Here is an 18,221-nt window from a genome sequence, read left to right on the forward strand (position 1 = left end):
CAGGGTGCAGTAGTTGTCCGGCGCGCGCGCTGGCGCCAAATCTTCCCTGGAGTCCCTCCCTTGTCTCTCGAGCGCATCGCGCCAGCCCTTTTCGTTCTTCTATGGTCGTCCGGTTGGATCGCACCAGTCTATGCCGCGCGGCATTCCAGCGCCGAGGTCTTTCTCTCCGTTCGCTTTGCCTGCGCTGCCGCCTGCTTCATCCTGCTATCACTGGTGCTCCACGCGCCCTGGCCGCGCGATCGGCGGGCGATCGGCCATGCTGTTGTCTCAGGCGCGCTACTGCACGGCGTTTATCTCGGCGGTGTCTGGTGGGCGATCTTCCACGGCGTGCCGGCATCGATCTCCGGCGTCATCGCCGCATTGCAGCCCTTGATCACCGCTGCGATTGCGCCCTGGATGGTGGGCGAGAGGCTTTCGCCGATCCAGATGGTCGGCCTTTTCCTCGGCTTCGCCGGTATCATCGTAGCGTTGATTCCGACATTCGAAGGCGTATCGCCGGACATGCTCGCCGAGCGTGCTGTTCCTGTCGCCATCAATATCTTCGCCATGGTCGGGGTCGTGCTCGGCACGCTCTATCAGAAGCGCTTCGTCACCGGCGGCGACATGCGCACCAATGCGGTCTGGCAATATGTTGGCGCTATTGCCGTCGTGCTGCCACTGGCGCTGCTGGGCGAGCCGGCCAGGTTCGAGCCGACGCTGGAACTGTTCCTCGCCCTCGGCTGGTCGGTGCTGGTGTTGTCGATGGGCGCGGTCGCCCTGCTGCTCTATCTTATCGGCCGTGGTCAGGTATCGCGGGCTGCTTCGCTGATCTATCTCATGCCGCCGACCGTGGCGATCGAGTCCTTCATCTTCCTGGGTGAGCCGCTTCACATGACGATGATCATCGGCACAGTGATTGTCGTTATCGGCGTCTGGTTGGCTGGGCGAAAGTCTCAGACTGCCTCATAGGACATTGTCGTCATGACCGGCAGGTGGTCTGAAGCCACGCGCGACAGCGGCGTCTCATGCGCGATAACGTCGCTGATCAGTCCCGGTCGATTCGAGATGATCCGGTCGAGCGCCAGGAAGGGCAGGCGCGAGGGAAAACTCGGCGCCGAAGGGGGCAGGGCGCCGAAGGCCGGTGAGAGCCGGTGCAGCGCCGACTTCGCGCCGACCCGCCACTCGTTCAGATCACCAAGTACGATGGTCGGCCGCTCCCGGTTCTTCTTCACATGATCGACGATCATGCGGGCTTGCTGTACACGGGAACGGCGGAGCAAGCCGAAATGTGCGGCGATGATCCGCACGCCCTTCTCGTTCTCGAAGTCGAGTTCGGTAACGAGCGCGCCTCGCGGCTCGAGACCGGGCAGGTTGATTTCGTGGACGTGGCTCACCAGTCCCTTGCGGAAAAGTACGATATTGCCATGCCAGCCATGCGCGGCGGACGGCTTGGAAAGTGGTACCGGTACGAGCCCATGCTCGCGCTCCAGCCTTTCGAGATGAAGCAGGCCCTTGCGCTCCCCGAAGCGGGTATCGACCTCCTGCAGCGCGATGATATCGGGCGACATCTCGCCGATGACATCGACGATGCGGTCAGGGTCGCGCTTGCCGTCAGTGCCGACGCATTTGTGGATGTTGTAGGAGGCGATCACCAAGCCGTCGGGTCTTGCCTCGCCAACACGCGACATATGTTTTCCACGGCTTCGGAGGGCGCGGATTGCGGATAAGATCATGACGGCAAGCCACTGTCTGTCTTGTCGGTCTTATTGTCCATTACAACGCATGAGATCACAGATAGGGTGAGCCGAGCCAGAGAATTTTCTCCGCGAGCTTGAGCAATAGCGGGCGATGGCGGAGTTCATGCAGCGTCACCTGGTGCGCGCCGACCATAGCCTGCGCCACACGGTCCTCGATTTGCCTTGCAAAACCCGTATCGAGAACCTCGAGGTCGACTTCGAAATTTAGCCTCAGCGAGCGAGGGTCGAGATTGGATGAGCCGACATAGGACCACTCGCCGTCGATGGTGAGCAGCTTGGAGTGATCGAACGGCCCCTGAACGCGCCAGATGTGGCAGCCATGCTTGATCACCTGATCGAATTGCGCGGTCATGGCGCGATCGACCAGGGTGAGATTGTTCTCAGAGGGCACGAGGATATCGATCTCGACGCCGCGCCGGGCGGCGGTGACCAGCGCGCTGATCAGTTCGCGATCCGGCAGGAAATAGGGCGACATGATGCGGATGGTGCGCTGGGCGACTGAGAAAGCGCCCATCAGCATCTTGTGATTGGTCTCGATGCTGCTATCCGGGCCGGAGGATACGACGCGGACGAAAATGGGCTGGGTCGGCACGGCCGTTACCGGCGGGTGGACGACGGCCGCCAGCTTTTCGCCGGATGAGAAGTGCCAATCCTCGGCAGCGACGGAAAAAAGGTCGGCGACAACAGGGCCAGTGATGCGGAAATGGGTGTCGTGGGCGAAAGCATCGGCGCGGAGTTGTTGCGAGAAGGCCTCGCGGATATTCATGCCGCCGGTAAAAGCGATCTCGTTGTCGACGACGATGATCTTTCGGTGGGTACGCAGGTTTGCATAGGGCAGGCGCAGGCCGGTGATTACCTTGCCGTTGAAGGTCTCGGTCCGCACCGCGTGATCGCGCAGATAGTTGACGATGCTGGGGACCGAATAGCGGGCGCCGACCGAATCGACAAGCACCCGGACGGAAACGCCGCGCGTATGGGCTGCAATCAGGAGGTCGGCGATCCGCAGGCCAATCCGGTCGCGATCGAAAATGTAGGTCTCGAGGATGATGCTGTGCCGCGCCTCCTCGATGGCCTTGGCAATAGCGCCATAGGCATCGTCGCCGGTGGCCAGAATCTCGATCGTGTTGCCGGCCGTAAGCGGGAAGCGGGTCACCGTGTCGCCCACCTGCTTCATCGGCAAGAACTGCGTGGAAAAGCATTCCGCGATCACCGAGCGGGACACGGCTAGTCCATAAGATTCCTGCAAGAGCGCATGGCGTGCCGAGCGCCGCGTGGCAAGCGCCTTGTGGCGAATTCGGTTCACGCCGGCGATGAAATAGATAAAGGCGCCCAGGATCGGAGAGAGCAGGATCACGCCGACCCAGCCGGCGGCAGACCGCACGTCCTCCTTGGTCATCGCCGCATGGGCGATGGCTCCGGCACCCGTCACAATGGAAACGGCCGCGAGGAAATGCGGCCAGTAGGTCGAGAAGAATGCAATCATATCAATCCGATTGGCATGCAGGCGGCCATCCCAGCGAAGGTCGGATTGTTGCAGACGTTTTGCAAGTGCCGTGGAGCTTTTTGGCGAAGCATAACGCTGTCATCGGCGCGAAGTTCAGGGAGACGCTTGCCAGATCGTTTTGCAATGGCGGTCGGCGCACTCCGGTGCAATCGCCAGGGCTCATATGTCTCGGTCTAGCGATGGGCGGCGAGTGCTTCAGCGACCCTGGAGTGCTAGGCGGTTTCCTTCGCTGTCGGATATCTCGGCCACGAACATGCCGGCCATAGCCTCGGTCTTGGGAAACAATAGTTCGCTGCCAAGTGCTCCTGCTCTCGATATGGTCGCGTCGATATCCTCGACCGCCAAATAGACAATCGCGCCGTCGCGCGTCGGCACATAGACCTCGCCCTCGCAGAGCGCACCGCTCGCGCCATCCTGGCCTTCGGCGAATGGGAAGAAGGCCATTCGGTTGCCGTGGACATTCGCCACGGGGCCGAAGTCGATGGCGAAGACCGCTGCGTAGAAGGCCATCGCACGCTCGAGGTCACGAGCCGGGATTTCGACATGGGCGATAAGATTCATGATCGGTCCTGTTGATCGGCCCACCAAGAGTGCACGCAAAAGGCCCGGTCGCCAAGCGCCGGGCCTCTATCTCTCTATCTACGCCCGACTTCAGCCGCGGCGATTGCCCTGCTGGGCACGGCCCTCACCACTCTGGCCGCCGCGATTGCCGCCGCCATTGTCTGCGCGGTTGCCACCGCCGTGCCAGCGCTTCTTGCCGCCATTGGGCTTGCGCGGGCCACGGTTGTCCTGCGCTGGAGCGCGCTCGCCGCCGGTTGCTGCGATGTTGGCGTCGCCGGCAAAGCCTGCGTGACGCGCGGGCGAATGCCGGTTCTGGATCGGCTTGGGACCCGGCTTCTGCCCTTGGGGCTGACCTGGACGCTGACCTTGGCGCTTGGCGCCTTCGGCACGCTCCGGACGGCCTGCGCGGCGCTCTTCACCACGATTTTCGTTGCGGGGCTGACGCTCGCCGGTCCCGGTGCGGCTATCGCCCGGGAAGCGTTCGCGGTTGCCATCACGGCGGGCCTCGCCGCGGACCGGGCGGAATTCGCCACCGTTCAGTTCCTCGACCTCGGAGAATGAGGATGCAGGACGGGGACGGCGCTCCTCGTTGTCACGCCGGGGACGACGATCGTCGCGGCGCTCATTGCGGCTGTCCTTGACAACAGGCCCGGCAGCACCGGCTTCGCTCGAAGCTTCGCTTCTCACATAGGGCACCTCGTGGCCAGTCGGCCGGCGACCGCGATGACCAGCGCCACCAGCGGGTGCCGCCTTCTTCTTGTTGCCCTGCCAGTCGGGACGCTCGCCGCTCATGACCGGGATCGGCGTGCCGATCAGCTTTTCGATGTCATAGAGCAGCTTGACGTCCTCGGGTCCGCAGAAGGCGATCGCGATGCCTTCGCGGCCGGCGCGCGCCGTGCGGCCGATGCGGTGGACATAGGATTCCGGAACATGCGGCAGGTCGAAATTGAAGACATGCGTGACGCCGGGGACGTCGATGCCGCGGGCGGCGACGTCGGTGGCGACGAGGATACGGATCTCTCCGTCACGGAATGCCTTGAGCGCGCGGTCACGCTGGCCCTGGCTCTTGTTGCCGTGGATCGAGGCGGTGGAGAAGCCCGAATGGTCGAGATGCTTCATCAGCTTCTCGGCACCATGCTTGGTCTTGGCGAAGACCAGCGACAGCGCGTCCTTCTCCTTGCGGAGCAGTTCCTTGAGGAGCTGGGCCTTATGGTCGCGGCCTTCGACGAAATGGACCTGCTGGGCCACGTTGTCGGCCGTCTTGCCGGGCGGCGTGACGGAGACTTCGACCGGATCGTTCAGGTAGTTCGCACCGAGTTCGGCGATCGCTTCCGGCATGGTGGCCGAGAACAGCATGGTCTGGCGGCGCTTCGGCACCATCTGCACGATCTTCTTGAGATCATGGATGAAGCCGAGATCCAGCATCTGGTCGGCTTCGTCGAGCACCAGGTAGCGGGTGGCCGTCAGCGTCAGGGCGCGGCGGTTGCAGAGGTCGAGCAGGCGGCCGGGTGTCGCGACGAGAATGTCAACGCCCTTTTCGAGGATCTGGGCCTGCTTGTTCAGCGAAGAGCCACCAACGACGGTGGTGATCTTGAGCGGCGACTTCTTGGTGAAGACCTTCAGGCTTTCGGCGATCTGGTTCACGAGTTCGCGGGTCGGCGCGAGGATCAGGGCGCGTGCAGCCTTGGGTTCCGGCCGGGCGCCTTCCTTGATCAGGCGGTGGATGATGGGGAGGCCAAAGCCGAAGGTCTTGCCGGTGCCGGTCTGGGCGAGGCCGATCAGGTCGCGGCCTTCAAGGAGGTGCGGAATGGCGAGTGCCTGGATCGGGGTGGGGATCTCGAAGCTGTTCGCCGCGAGCGTATTCATGAGATATTGCGAGAGGCCGAGCGTTTCAAAGCTGGTCAATTTATGTATGCCTTTCGGGGTGCCAAACGGCTCACCCTGTAAAGCGACATTGCTCTACCGGTTCGTCTGGCCCAAGAACCCCGCGTGATTTGGGAACTTGCTAGTTTCTGGAAATGCTTCCCGGCGCCCATGGCTCGAATTCAATCGGGCCGATCTTTACCGCGCTTCTGCCTCTTAACACGAAACAATAGTCGTCCGGGCAGCTCACGCGGCGCCCTGGAGGGGAAAGCTGCGGCTCATGTCGTTCATTTGCGGCGGAAAGTCAAGATGTTACTTTCGCATATGCGAAATGCATTACCACTGGTTCTTGCCGTCGATGACGTCAACAGGCACCGCGCCGAGATCGAAATCGTCGAACAGCAGGGCATTGACGGAGATCATCGGCTTGGCGCCATCGCCGGTCGCCCAGCCGAACGTCTCGGCATATGTACTGCACCCGCAGGCAGAGCAGGACTTGAACGCGACCGCCTTGGTATTCCAGCGATAGGTCGTTTCACAACTCGGCCGCTCCTGCAGCTTGAAGTCCTCCGGTTTGTAATAGGCCCAGAGGGCGCCCAGCTTGGAGCAGATGGAGCATGTGCAACGCGTAACGCTTGAGGGCGCCGCGGCGACTTCGAACTTCGTGGCACCGCAATGACAACTTCCCGTGAGCTTCATGTCACCTCCTCATCTCGTGACAATGAACATACTGCGAGATGGTGCCAGATTTTGTCAGTATGGCGTGAGCTTCTCGAAAACAAAAACGCCACCCAGATTTGGTCCGGATGGCGCTTTCGATGGCTGTTACCTATGATGCCGATTAGAAGTCGGTAGGCACGCCGCCTTCTTCCTTGCGCTTGGCGACGAAGGCGTCGAGTTCTTCCTCGACAGCGGGGTCGATGGGCGGGCGCTCATAGTGGGCGAGCGTCTCCTGGTAGATCTTGTTGGCGCGCTCGAAGGCCGTCGGGCTGCCGGCCTCTACCCAGGTCTCGTTGTTGCGCCAGTCAGAGATCAGCGGCGAGTAGAAGGCAGTCTCGTAACGGGCGAGCGTGTGCGCGGTGCCGAAGAAGTGGCCGCCGGGGCCGACATCGCGGATCGCATCGAGCGCCAGCGCATCCTCTGAAACGTCGAGCGGCTTGAGGAACTCGGCCACCATCTGCAGGAGATCGACATCGAGGATGAACTTCTCGAAGGAAGCTGTCAGGCCGCCTTCGGTCCAACCGGCCGAGTGCATGACGAAATTGCCGCCGCCTTCAACCACGCCCCAGAGTGAGAAGACGGACTCATAGGCTGCCTGCGCGTCGATCGTATTGGCTGCATTGGTGTTGGAGGTGCGGTAGGGGAAGCCGTATTTGCGGGCGAGCTGGCCGCCGGCGATCACCGCCTTCATATATTCTGGGGTACCGAAGGCCGGCGCGCCCGTTTTCATGTCGACGTTGGAGGTGAAGCCGCCATAGCCGGCAGGGGCGCCCTTGCGCACCATCTGGGTAAAGGCGATGCCGCAGAGCGCTTCGGCATTCTGCTGTACCAGCGCGCCAGCCACCGTTACCGGCGCCATGGCACCCGCCAGCGTGAACGGGGTCAGAATCACGGCCTGATTGGTCGATGACATTTCGATGATACCCTGCAGCATCGGGCCATCGAGGCGGAGCGGCGACGACGAGTTGATGATGGTGAAGAGCGAGCATTCGCGCTCCATCTGCTCCATGGTGATGCCGCGGCCGATGCGGGTCATCTCGATCGCGTCGGTGTTGCGCTGCTTGCCGAGCGAATAGGCGTGGAACGGCTTGTCGGTCAGCTTGATGAGATCGGAAATGCAGTCGAGATGGCGCACCGAGGCGTGGATATCGACCGGTTCCACCGGGTAACCACCCGTGGCATGAATGATGTCAAAAGACTGGGCGAGGCGCAGGAAGTCGCGATAGTCCTTTTGGTTGCCCGTGCGGCGGCCGCCATGCAGGTCGGAGCAGAATGGGGCTGAGGCGACCTGCGCGAAAACGAGGTTGTTGCCTCCCATCTCGACATTGCGCATCGGATTGCGCGAATGCAGCGTGAACTGCTTGGGAACGCTCGCAATCATCTCCATGATCAGGCCGCGATCGAAGCGGACGCGATCGGTGCCTTCAGTGACTTTCGCGCCGGCGGCCTTCATGCGCTCGCGCGCTTCCGGCAGCATGATGTCCATGCCGATTTCTTCGAGCACGGTCAGCGAGGCGTTGTGGATCGCTTCGAGCTGGTCTTCCGACAGGAGCTCGGTCTTGACGCGCGTATTCTTCAGATTGAGATAGGAGGAGCTGTTGGACTTGCGAACGCGATCTCCGCCGCGCCCACCGGGGCGCCTGCGCCGTGTACCATCGCCAGAATTTTCCTCGTGAATGATTGCGGCCTGTGTTCCCTCGACGCTCATGTGCTTCCTGTCCGCTGATTTGTATAGACATAATAGTAGCAAATCTGGGTCGTGACTGCACCTGCCAAAACGACAATTTCCCAATTTGTGTGACGCGCGGAGAAAAGATCTTGTCCTCCTTGCGGCAGGCAAGCCTGGGCCAATGTTTGGTGTGCCATGGTTAACGAAATCTTCAAGAGGCGAGTGCTACTGCTGCTACGGCCGGGAACTCGAAGGTTCGGGACGTCAGTGATCTATTATCGGGATCCATTGCTGGACAAGATCTGCGACCGAATCGCCGATTTGGATCGGCCTGCCTATATCAAGAACAGCGAGCTGGTTTACGTCGCGGTCAATGACGCCTATGCGCGCCTGCTGAATCTTGCGCCTGGCGACCTGATTGGGACCGGCCGCGACGAATATGCCGAGGTCGAGGCTCTTATGGACCTCGAAGACAAGGAGCGCGCCTGTCTGGTTTTCGGGGAGGATCAGCGTACGATCCACTCCGATCCCTTCGGAGGTGGACGGTTCAGCGTCGAGCTCGAGCGGTTCACGCTCGCCGATGCGCAGAGCTTTGTCTATGGCGTCTTCAACCCGCAATCGGTCGTGCGTGCGGCCAGCGGGACCCCGGACGTTCGTCAAGTGCAGCCGGGGCCAAAGGGCAGCGCCCTGTCCGGAGAACTTGCCGAGTATATCATCGACAACATGGTTGCCGGCATCTGCGTCTATGACAGCGACAACCGCCTCACCTATTACAACCGCAAGCTCGACGAACTCTATTCACCGCTGATCGGTCAACTTCGAATCGGCATGAGTATCGAGGAGGTGCTGAGCCGGATCGCCGACGACAATATCCGACGCCAGCCTGATGATCCCGAGCTTAACGTCGGCACGCGCGATCCCTGGATCGCCGAACGCGTGATGCTCCAGCAATTGCCCTATAGCATGGACTTGATGCCGCTCTCGGACGGGAAGTGGCTGCAGTGCATCAATCGACGGCTCGCAAACGGTGTCTTTGTCGGCCTGCGCGTCGATGTTACCGAGATGAAGGAGCAGGAGGACCAGCTCAAACGGCACATCGATGAGGTCGGCCTGTTCCGCGAACTGCTCAACCGGCTGCCGGTGGCCACCTTCGTGCGCGGCCAGGACCAACGGCTCTATTTTGCCAACCAGGCCTACGCCAATCTCATCGGTCGGAGCCAGGAGGAAATTATCGGTCTGGACGAGATTGATCTCTTCGGCGCCGAGGGCATCATGGCACGGGAGATCAACCGCGAGACACTGTTGACCGGCAAGGAGATTGAGACCGAGGAAGACCTTCCGGTCGCGGGCGGCCGCATCGCCTCGACGATCGTCAGCGCGAGCCGCATCGTCAGCCAGCAGGGGAACCCGTATGTGGTCGGCACCATCGTCGATGTGACGCCGATGCGGCAGCGCGAGATGCAATTGCAGGAAGCCAATGCGCGGGCCGAGTCGATGCGCCGCGATCTCGAGGACATCATGTCGTCGATGGATGTCGGCCTGATCGTGCTCGACCGGAACCTCAACATCGAATTCATGAACGAAGCCTACAGGACCAAGGTCTGGGGCAATGCGCAGGTGGATTGGGAGGGCGAGATCATTGGCCGCTCCTTCCGAGAACTGCTCAAGAACACGTTCGATGCCAATCAGAACCCGGTCAATGCGAGTTTCGAGGAATATTACGAGCGGCGCATTGGCGAAATCCTGAGTCGCGAGCCCTATACCCGCGAGAGTCTGCTTACCGATGGCAAGGTGCTGCTCTTCTCCGGCGTGCCGCTCGAAGGCGGCAAGTCGCTGCTCTGTTATGTCGACCTCACGGAGTTGCGCAAGCGCGACCGCGAAGTTCTCAAGGCGCACGAGGAAGCCGATCGCGCCTACCGCCTGGTCCTGAGCGCGACCGATACGATGCCTGAGGGTCTCATGGTGCTCGAGGGCCACGAGGTCGTATTGACCAACCGCAGCCTCTCCCTGCTGCTCAACATCCCGCAGGATACCTGCGAGCCGAACCAGAGTTGGGAAGCTTCCTATCTCGCGACGCTCGCGCAGCAGGCGGATTTCGATCCGGCACAGACCGAAGAGAGCATGGGCCGCTTTCGGGATGCGGTCGAAAATCGCCGGGACCTGTCCTACGATTTCCCGCTTGAGGGTGGCCGCTGGATCCATCTCGACATGCGGGCGCGGGACAATGGTCAAACGGTCATCATCTGCAGTGACAAGACCGACGTTGTCCAACGCCAGGACGAGCTGAAGAAGCTCGTCTCGAAGGCTGAGACGGCAGATCGGGCGAAATCGGAATTCCTCGCCAATATGAGCCACGAGATCCGGACGCCGATGAACGGCATTCTCGGCATGGCGGAACTGCTCTCGAAATCCAATCTCGATACGCGCCAGAAGACGTTTACCGAAATCATCATGAAGTCGGGCACGGCGCTGCTCACGATCATCAACGACATTCTTGACTTCTCGCGTCTCGATGCAGGCCAGATGCAGCTCAAGCTCGCACCCTTCGACCCGCTCGAAGCGGTGGAGGACGTGGCGACCCTGCTGGCATCACGCGCGGCGGAGAAGGATATAGAGCTGATCATCCGCCGCATCGGCGAGGTGCCCACCATGGTTAATGGCGACGCCGGCCGCTTCCGGCAGGTCGTCACCAACCTACTCGGCAATGCCGTAAAGTTCACCGAGAGCGGCCATGTCGTCACGACACTGACAGCCTGCCCCTGCGACGACGGCACTGTGCAGCTCGATGTGATCGTCGAGGATACCGGTATCGGTATTCCTGCCGACAAGGTCGATGCAATCTTCAAGCAGTTCTCGCAGGTGGATAGTTCATCGACACGCCGTCACGAGGGCACGGGATTGGGGCTGGCGATCTCGCAGCGTCTGGCGAACCTCCAGGGCGGCGCGATCTCGGTCAAGAGCACCGAAGGGGTCGGCTCGATCTTCACGGTCAGCCTGCCGCTCCAGGTCGCCACCGTCAGCAGCCGCCGCAAGCCGTTGCCCATCCGTGTCGAAGGTGCGCGCATTCTTGTCATCGACGACAATGAGATTAATCGCACGATCCTGCTCGAGCAAATCACCGAATGGGGATTCGAGGGCGTCGCGGCGCCGGACGGCGAGACGGGTCTTGCGATCCTCGACGTCGCGCGCGGCCATGACCTGGCGCTCGATCTCATCATTCTCGACAGCCAGATGCCAGGGTTAAACGGTGCCGAAGTGGCGCGGCGCATTCGGGCCAATCCCGCCAATGATTGCACGGCGATTATTTTCCTCACCTCGGTCGATATTGTCGACTCCGAGGAGAATCTCACCGATCTCAAGGTCCAGGCCCATCTGATGAAGCCTGCCCGTTCGGCAATCCTCCGCGATACAGTCATCGAGGTGATCCGCGGCAATAAAGTCAGGTCTGGAGCGCCGGCGGGTCCGAGCCGAACGGCAATGCCGATGCATGTGGCGAAGGCGACAACACCGGAACAGCCGGCCATCCCGCCGCCGGCGCCACCACCGCCGCCGAAACCTGTTGCCCCGCCCACGCCGCGTTTTGGGGAAGCGATGACCGGCGATGTGCTCGTGGCCGAAGACAATGACGTCAACCGCATCGTCTTCAGCCAGATCCTCGATGCGGCGGGGATCAGCTACCGCATCGTCGGCAATGGCGCGGAGGCGGTCGAAGCCTGGCAGCAGGCGCGGCCTTCGATCATCGTTATGGACATTTCCATGCCAGTCATGAACGGCCTGCAGGCCGCCCAGGAAATTCGGCGGCTGGAGGCGGAGACCGGCGAACATGTCCCGATCGTCGGTGTCACGGCGCATGCGCTCGACGGTGATCGCGAAATGTGCCTCGCCTCAGGCATGGACGATTACATCACCAAACCGATCAGCCCGGAGCGGCTCGAAGACAGGATCCGCCACTGGACCGGCATTGAAAGTGCCGACCAGGTGGCAGCGTCTGCACAATAGCTCCGTGCGGCAGGACTGACCGTCTCCGGCAGTCCTTCAGAATCTCGGCCGCCCCCCTTACTTTGCCGGTAAAATAGGTTAGAAGCGCCTTTCCACGAGATCGGCCGCTTCTACGGACACTGCCATGGTAATGAACAACAACGACGATACCTTCATCCGCGAGGTCAATGAGGAACTGCGTTCCGAGCAGCTCCAGAATGCCTGGAAGCGGTTTCGTCCGTTGATCATCGCTGTGGCTGTCCTCATCGTGCTCGGCGTCGCGGGCTCGTCGCTGTTCGAATGGTGGCAGGCGCGTGAATCGTCCGCATCCGGCGACCGCTTTCTGACCGCGATCAAAGCAGCAAACGACAAGCAGGTCGACGAGGCAGCCAAGCAGTTCGAGCAATTGTCCAAGGACGGCTTCGGATCTTACCCCGTGCTTGCGCGCATGCGGCTTGCGACGCTCAAGGTCGAGAAGGGTGACGCCAAGGCCGCCATCGCCGACTTCCTCGCCATCGGGCAGGACGCTGGCGTGCCGAAGGCGATGCGTAATGTGGCCAAGATCCGCGCGGGCTGGCTGATGGTCGATACCGCAAGCTATGACGAGGTCGCGGCCCAGGTCGAGGAACTCGCTGCTGCTTCCTCGCAGGTGCGCCACAGTGCGCGCGAAGTCCTGGGCCTCGCTGCCTACAAGGCCGGTAACTACGCCAAGGCCAAGGAATGGATGCAGCAGATCACCGAAGACAATGATGCGCCAGCCGGCGCGAAGACGCGGGCGCGCATGATCCTCTCCCTGATCACCGCCAGCGGAAAGCTGACCTGATCCGTCAGGCGGCCTGGAGAGCGACATGACGTTTACAGTTGCCATTGTCGGTCGGCCGAATGTCGGCAAATCCACGCTTTTCAACCGCCTTGTCGGCAAGAAGCTGGCGCTGGTCGACGACCTGCCGGGCGTGACCCGTGATCGGCGTCCGGGCGACGCCAAGCTCGTCGATCTACGCTTCCAAATAATCGACACTGCCGGCCTTGAAGAGGCGCATGAAGATTCGCTGCAGGGACGCATGCGCGCGCAGACCGAAGCCGCGATCGACCAAGCCGACCTGTCGCTGTTCCTTGTCGATGCCAAATTCGGGCTGACGCCGCTCGACAACACGCTGGCCGAGATGTTGCGCCGTCGCGGCAAGCCTGTCGTGCTCGTGGCCAACAAGTCCGAGGCACGCGGCTCCGATGCCGGTTTCTACGATGCCTATTCGCTCGGGCTTGGCGAACCCTGCCCGATTTCGGCGGAACACGGCCAGGGCATGATTGACCTCCGCGATGCGATCGTCGCGGCCATCGGCGAGGAAAAGGCATTCGGTGATGAAGACGTCGCCGAGACCGATGTCGATGTTCCTCAGACCGATGAAGAGATTGCCGACGAGGATTTCGAGCCGGTGTATGACGACACCAAGCCGCTCCGTATCGCCGTCGTCGGCCGCCCGAATGCCGGCAAGTCGACGCTGATCAACCGGTTCATCGGCGAGGATCGGCTTCTGACCGGTCCCGAGGCAGGTATCACGCGCGACTCCATTTCCGTTGAATGGGAATGGAAGGGCCGCACGATCAAGATGTTCGACACCGCCGGGATGCGCAAACGCGCCCGTGTCGTGGAGAAGCTTGAGAAGCTCTCCGTCGCCGATGCGCTGCGCGCCGTGCGTTTTGCCGAGACGGTCATTATTGTTTTCGACGCGACGATCCCCTTCGAGAAACAGGATCTGCACATCGTCGATTTCGTCGTCCGGGAAGGCCGCGCCGCCGTGCTCGCCTTCAACAAGTGGGACCTGATCGAGGATCGCCAGAAGGTGCTGGCCGATCTCCGCGAGAAGACCGAGCGGCTGCTGCCGCAGGTCCGCGGCATCCGCGCCGTTACCGTGTCCGGCGAGACCGGCGACGGGCTCGACCGGTTGATGCAGGCGGTGGTCGATACCGACAAGGTCTGGAACAAGCGCGTTTCCACCTCCAAGCTCAACCGCTGGCTCGAATTCCAGACCCAGGGTCATCCGCCGCCGGCCGTTTCCGGCCGCCGCGTGAAGCTTAAATACATGACGCAGATCAAGTCGCGCCCGCCCGGATTCATCATTTCGACGACCCGCCCGGATGCGCTGCCGGAGAGCTATACCCGTTATCTCATCAATGGCTTGAGGCAGGACTTCGATCTCTTCGGCGTGCCGATCCGCATCTCCTACCGCGGCACGGTCAATCCGTTCGAAGGCAAGGCAAACAAGCGGAAGTGAGCGTCGGATCTGGTTCGGGCTTGTCTGTATCTGGATAGATGCTGCCTTCGTAAAACCGGGACGCAATCTCGTCGTTTGAGGCGTTTTCGACATCATCTCGCCTGCTGGGCGCATGATTATCGAACTTGCAATCTGAGCCAATCATTCTGCGGCGAGCACGATCCCGTTGGCTTGCATCACATTCTGCAGGAACTGGTACGTGGCCGCTTCCCAGGTGTAGCCCTCGGCAAGTGTGCGTGCGCCGGTGCGTGAGGCGTCGAGCGCTTTCAAGCAGGCGGTGCGCAGGTCGTCATCCAGGGCCCCCGCTTCCGGGTGGCCGCCAAGAATATCCGCGGGGCCGGTGACGGGATAGGCTGCGACCGGCACGCCGCAGGCCAGCGCTTCGAGGATGACATTGCCGAATGTATCGGTTTTCGAGGGGAAGACGAAGACGTCCGCCTGGGCATAGGCTTCGGCGAGTTCCTTGCCGAATTTGGCGCCGGTGAAGAGCACATCCGGATGGGTGCGCTTGAGCTTTTCCAGATCCGGGCCGTCGCCGATGACGATCTTCGAGCCGGGCAGGTCGAGTTCGAGGAAGGCGGGAATGTTCTTCTCCACGGCGACGCGACCGACCTGCATGAAGAGCGGCCGCGGCAGGCCGAAGGGCGTCTCTTCGAGCGGCTGCGGTGAGTAGAGCGTAGGGTCGATGCCCCGCGTCCAGCGCGTCAGGTTGCGGAAGCCGCGCGCCGCAAGTTCCACTTCCAGGCTCTGGGTGGCGACCATGCAGACATTGCCGGCATTGTGGAACCAGCGGACGAGGCCGTAGAGCATGCTTTCCGGCAGCGGCAGGCGCGCCGAGACATATTCCGGAAAGCGCGTGTGATAGCTGGTCGAAAACGGCATCTTGCGCGAGAGGCACCAGCGCCGCGCATAGAAGCCGAGCGGGCCTTCGGTGGCGATATGAACAAAGGACGGTTGGAAGCGATCGATCTCGCGCCTAACAGTGCTGTAGCGGGTCAGTGCGATGCGGATCTCGGGATAGGAAGGAAGCGGGATGTTGCGGAAGCGATCCGGCGTCACGAGCATGATCTCGTGGCCCATGCGCCGCATCTCTTCGATCGTGTTCTCCAGAGATCGTACGACACCATTGACCTGCGGATGCCAGGCATCCGTCACGATCGTGATCTTCGCCATGCTGAGGCTTGCCCCATGCCTGGGCGTCCCGAGTCGCCGGCGCCCTTCGTTGCCGAGGCTTTTGCGATGATTGTGTTACAGGCTTATGACGGGCTTCAAAGGCCAAGCGTATCACGGGTTATCAGCGCGCCGTGATGGCCGATCACGGCTGAGGCCAGCCGGGAGGCGAAACGGGCCGCGGTCTCTGGATCATCACCGGCGGCAAGGCGCATGAGGTAGCCGCCGTTGAAGCTGTCGCCGGCCGATGTCGTATCGACGACCTCGCGGGGTGGATGGGCGGGAACATGGAAGCGGGCGTCGCCGATCGCCAGTGTCGCCCCGCGCGCGCCGTCCTTGACGATAACATCACCCGCGCCCAGGCCCCGGTAGCGCGCGACGGTCTCCGGAATGGAGGCATCGCCGAAATGCGCCGCCTCGTCGTCGAAACCGGGAAGCACGATGGAGGCTGCGCCCGCGGCGTCGGAGATGGTTGCCAGCATCTCGTCCCGGCTCGCCCAAAGGCGAGGGCGGAGATTGGGGTCGAACGCCACCGTCTTGCCTTCCTGTCGGGCGGCGGCGGCAAGCGTGATCAGCGTGTTTCGTCCCTCGGGGGGCAGGATGGCGAGCGTGATGCCGGAGAAATAGACCGTGTCCGCGGCGTCGATGGCGGCGGCCAGCGCGTCGCGGTCATTGGCGAGTTCGCGCGCCGCCGAGACGCTGCGCCAGTAGCTGAAGCTGCGTTCGCCCTTGTCGAGATGGATCATGTAAAGGCCCGGCGCCTTGCCCGGCATTCGCTTGATATGGCCAGTGCCAACACCGGCTGCCTGGATGAATTCCAGCATTTCGCCCGAGGCACGATCGTCGCCGAGGGCCGTGAAATAGTCGACCGTCCAGCCCTCCGGTCTGCAGGCCTGCGCGTACCAGGCGGTGTTGAACGTATCGCCGGCGAAGCCCTTGCGCATCATGTCGCCGCCGAGGCTGGCAAGCTCGATCATGCACTCACCGATGGAAAGGAAGTTCGGCATGGAGACTCCGGAACACGTGGAAGGCTCGACCCGTTTACGGAATCACGCCCAACCGGTAAAGGGGTAGCACATCAATGGAGATTGGCATGACCGCGAAGAAATCCGCCGCATCAAAAGACAGCAATTGGTGGCGTGGCGCGGTGATCTATCAAATCTATCCACGATCGTTCCAGGACTCGACCGGCGATGGCGGCGGCGATCTCACCGGCATCACGGGGAGGCTCGAACATGTGGCCTCGCTTGGCGTCGACGCGATCTGGCTCTCGCCCTTCTTCAAGTCGCCGATGGCCGATATGGGCTATGATGTCTCCGACTACTGCGACGTCGATCCGATGTTCGGCACGCTCGCCGATTTCGATACGCTGGTCGCCAAGGCCCATAGCCTGGGCCTGAAGGTGGTGATCGACCAGGTCATCTCGCACACGTCGGACCAGCACCCGTGGTTCAAGGAAAGCCGGACGAGCCGGGACAATCCGAAGGCCGACTGGTATGTCTGGGCCGATCCCAAACCCGATGGCACTGCACCCAACAACTGGCTCTCGATCTTCGGCGGACCGGCCTGGGAATGGGACGGGGTGCGGCGGCAATACTACATGCACAATTTCCTCACCTCGCAGCCCGATCTCAATTTCCACAGCAAGGCGGTGCAGCAGGCCGTGCTCGACACGATGAAGTTCTGGCTGGATCGGGGCGTGGACGGCTTCCGCCTCGATACAGTGAATTTCTACTTCCACGACAAGCATCTAAGGGACAATCCGCCGCTCGATGCCCATCTGGCAGGTGGAACCGCCGATGCGCCTGATACCAACCCCTATGCGATGCAGCACCACCTCCATGACAAGACCCAGCCGGAGAATGTCGAGTTCATGCGGCGCATCCGCGCGCTGCTCGACAAATACGACGCCCGCGCGACTGTCGGCGAGGTCGGCGACGGCTACCGGTCGCTCTCGACCGTCGCAGCCTATACGAATGGCGGCGACAAGCTCAACATGTGCTATACCTTCGACCTGCTCTCGCCGAACTTTACCGCCGCGCATATCCGCGGCTGCGTCGAGGCCGTCGAGAAAAGCATCAAGGATGGCTGGATCTGCTGGGCCTTTTCCAACCATGACGTGATGCGCCATGTCAGCCGTTTCACGCAGGAAGGCGATGATCCCGCGCGCGTCGCCAAGCTGGCGCTCAGCGTTCTCACCAGCCTGCGCGGTTCGATCTGCCTCTATCAGGGCGAGGAACTCGGTCTGGCCGAAGCCGATCTCGCCTTCGAGGATCTCCGCGATCCCTATGGTATCCGCTTCTGGCCGGCCTTCAAGGGCCGCGATGGGTGCCGCACGCCGATGGTCTGGGAACACGGCCAGCCGTTCGCCGGCTTCTCCTCGGTCAAGCCCTGGCTGCCCGTGCCATCGGCCCATGTCGATCTTGCCGTGGACCGACAGGACGGCATCGCCGGCTCGATCCTGTCGCACTATCGGCAGATGCTTGCTTTCCGGAAGTCGCATTATGCGCTGGTCGATGGTGACATCGAATTCCTCGCCACGAACCAGGACCTGCTGGCCTTCACGCGCACCAAGGGCAAGGATACGTTCCTCTTCGTGTTCAATCTGACGCGGAAGCCGGGCCATTTCACCCTACCGTCGAAGCTCAAGGGTCTGAAGGCGGTGGCAATTCCAGGCTTCAATCCCACCTTCGATGACAAGGCCGTGGAGCTCTCGGCAATGGATGCCTTCTGCGGCAAGCTCTGAC

Annotated in this window: 13 protein-coding genes; 5 read left to right on the plus strand and 8 right to left on the minus strand. The window is 61.9% G+C overall.

The window, feature by feature from the left end:
• The first annotated feature begins 60 nt into the window (after positions 1 to 60).
• A complete protein-coding gene (locus tag AC2YI2_RS04970) occupies positions 61 to 948 on the plus strand; it encodes a DMT family transporter (RefSeq protein ID WP_487385335.1) in 888 nt (295 codons plus the stop codon).
• Here AC2YI2_RS04970 and AC2YI2_RS04975 read toward each other — a convergent pair.
• From AC2YI2_RS04975 to AC2YI2_RS05000, 6 genes are all read right to left on the minus strand, one after another.
• Positions 933 to 1,667, minus strand: coding sequence for an endonuclease/exonuclease/phosphatase family protein (locus tag AC2YI2_RS04975; RefSeq protein ID WP_487385336.1), 735 nt, complete (start codon positions 1,665 to 1,667; stop codon positions 933 to 935). The two genes, AC2YI2_RS04970 and AC2YI2_RS04975, sit on opposite strands and share 16 nt — an antisense overlap.
• 100 nt (positions 1,668 to 1,767) lie before the next feature.
• A complete protein-coding gene (locus AC2YI2_RS04980) occupies positions 1,768 to 3,219 on the minus strand; it encodes a phospholipase D-like domain-containing protein (RefSeq protein ID WP_487385337.1) in 1,452 nt (483 codons plus the stop codon).
• 216 nt (positions 3,220 to 3,435) lie between these two features.
• Complete coding sequence (locus tag AC2YI2_RS04985) at positions 3,436 to 3,801, minus strand: VOC family protein (protein ID WP_487385338.1); 366 nt, start codon at positions 3,799 to 3,801, stop codon at positions 3,436 to 3,438.
• Between the two features lie 90 nt (positions 3,802 to 3,891).
• Positions 3,892 to 5,706 carry a DEAD/DEAH box helicase gene (locus AC2YI2_RS04990; RefSeq protein WP_487385339.1) on the minus strand — a complete coding sequence of 605 codons (1,815 nt, stop codon included), beginning with the start codon at positions 5,704 to 5,706 and terminating at the stop codon, positions 3,892 to 3,894.
• 294 nt (positions 5,707 to 6,000) lie between these two features.
• Positions 6,001 to 6,363, minus strand: coding sequence for a GFA family protein (locus AC2YI2_RS04995; protein WP_487385340.1), 363 nt, complete (start codon positions 6,361 to 6,363; stop codon positions 6,001 to 6,003).
• A gap of 142 nt (positions 6,364 to 6,505) precedes the next feature.
• Positions 6,506 to 8,092 carry a trimethylamine methyltransferase family protein gene (locus tag AC2YI2_RS05000; protein ID WP_487385341.1) on the minus strand — a complete coding sequence of 529 codons (1,587 nt, stop codon included), beginning with the start codon at positions 8,090 to 8,092 and terminating at the stop codon, positions 6,506 to 6,508.
• A gap of 228 nt (positions 8,093 to 8,320) precedes the next feature.
• On the opposite strand from AC2YI2_RS05000, the gene AC2YI2_RS05005 reads away from it, so the two are divergent.
• From AC2YI2_RS05005 to der, 3 genes are all read left to right on the plus strand, one after another.
• Positions 8,321 to 12,052: a PAS domain-containing hybrid sensor histidine kinase/response regulator gene (locus AC2YI2_RS05005; RefSeq protein WP_487385342.1), complete on the plus strand. Its 3,732-nt coding sequence runs from the start codon at positions 8,321 to 8,323 to the stop codon at positions 12,050 to 12,052.
• A 130-nt stretch (positions 12,053 to 12,182) separates the two neighbouring features.
• Positions 12,183 to 12,854 carry a tetratricopeptide repeat protein gene (locus AC2YI2_RS05010; protein ID WP_487385851.1) on the plus strand — a complete coding sequence of 224 codons (672 nt, stop codon included), beginning with the start codon at positions 12,183 to 12,185 and terminating at the stop codon, positions 12,852 to 12,854.
• Positions 12,855 to 12,879: 25 nt separating this feature from the next.
• Positions 12,880 to 14,304: a ribosome biogenesis GTPase Der gene (gene der / locus AC2YI2_RS05015; RefSeq protein WP_487385343.1), complete on the plus strand. Its 1,425-nt coding sequence runs from the start codon at positions 12,880 to 12,882 to the stop codon at positions 14,302 to 14,304.
• 141 nt (positions 14,305 to 14,445) lie between these two features.
• On the opposite strand, the gene AC2YI2_RS05020 is transcribed toward der, so the two are convergent.
• Both AC2YI2_RS05020 and AC2YI2_RS05025 read right to left on the minus strand, forming a co-directional pair.
• Positions 14,446 to 15,477 (minus strand): glycosyltransferase family 4 protein, encoded by a 1,032-nt coding sequence (locus tag AC2YI2_RS05020; RefSeq protein WP_487385344.1) that lies wholly within the window; start codon positions 15,475 to 15,477, stop codon positions 14,446 to 14,448.
• Between the two features lie 95 nt (positions 15,478 to 15,572).
• Positions 15,573 to 16,481: a sugar kinase gene (locus AC2YI2_RS05025; RefSeq protein WP_487385345.1), complete on the minus strand. Its 909-nt coding sequence runs from the start codon at positions 16,479 to 16,481 to the stop codon at positions 15,573 to 15,575.
• An 86-nt stretch (positions 16,482 to 16,567) separates the two neighbouring features.
• Between AC2YI2_RS05025 and bglA the strand changes: the two genes are divergently transcribed.
• Positions 16,568 to 18,220 (plus strand): beta-galactosidase BglA, encoded by a 1,653-nt coding sequence (gene bglA, locus AC2YI2_RS05030; RefSeq protein WP_487385346.1) that lies wholly within the window; start codon positions 16,568 to 16,570, stop codon positions 18,218 to 18,220.
• The last annotated feature ends 1 nt before the right edge of the window (position 18,221 follow it).

This window comes from Rhizobium sp. SRI_017, from assembly GCF_057586295.1.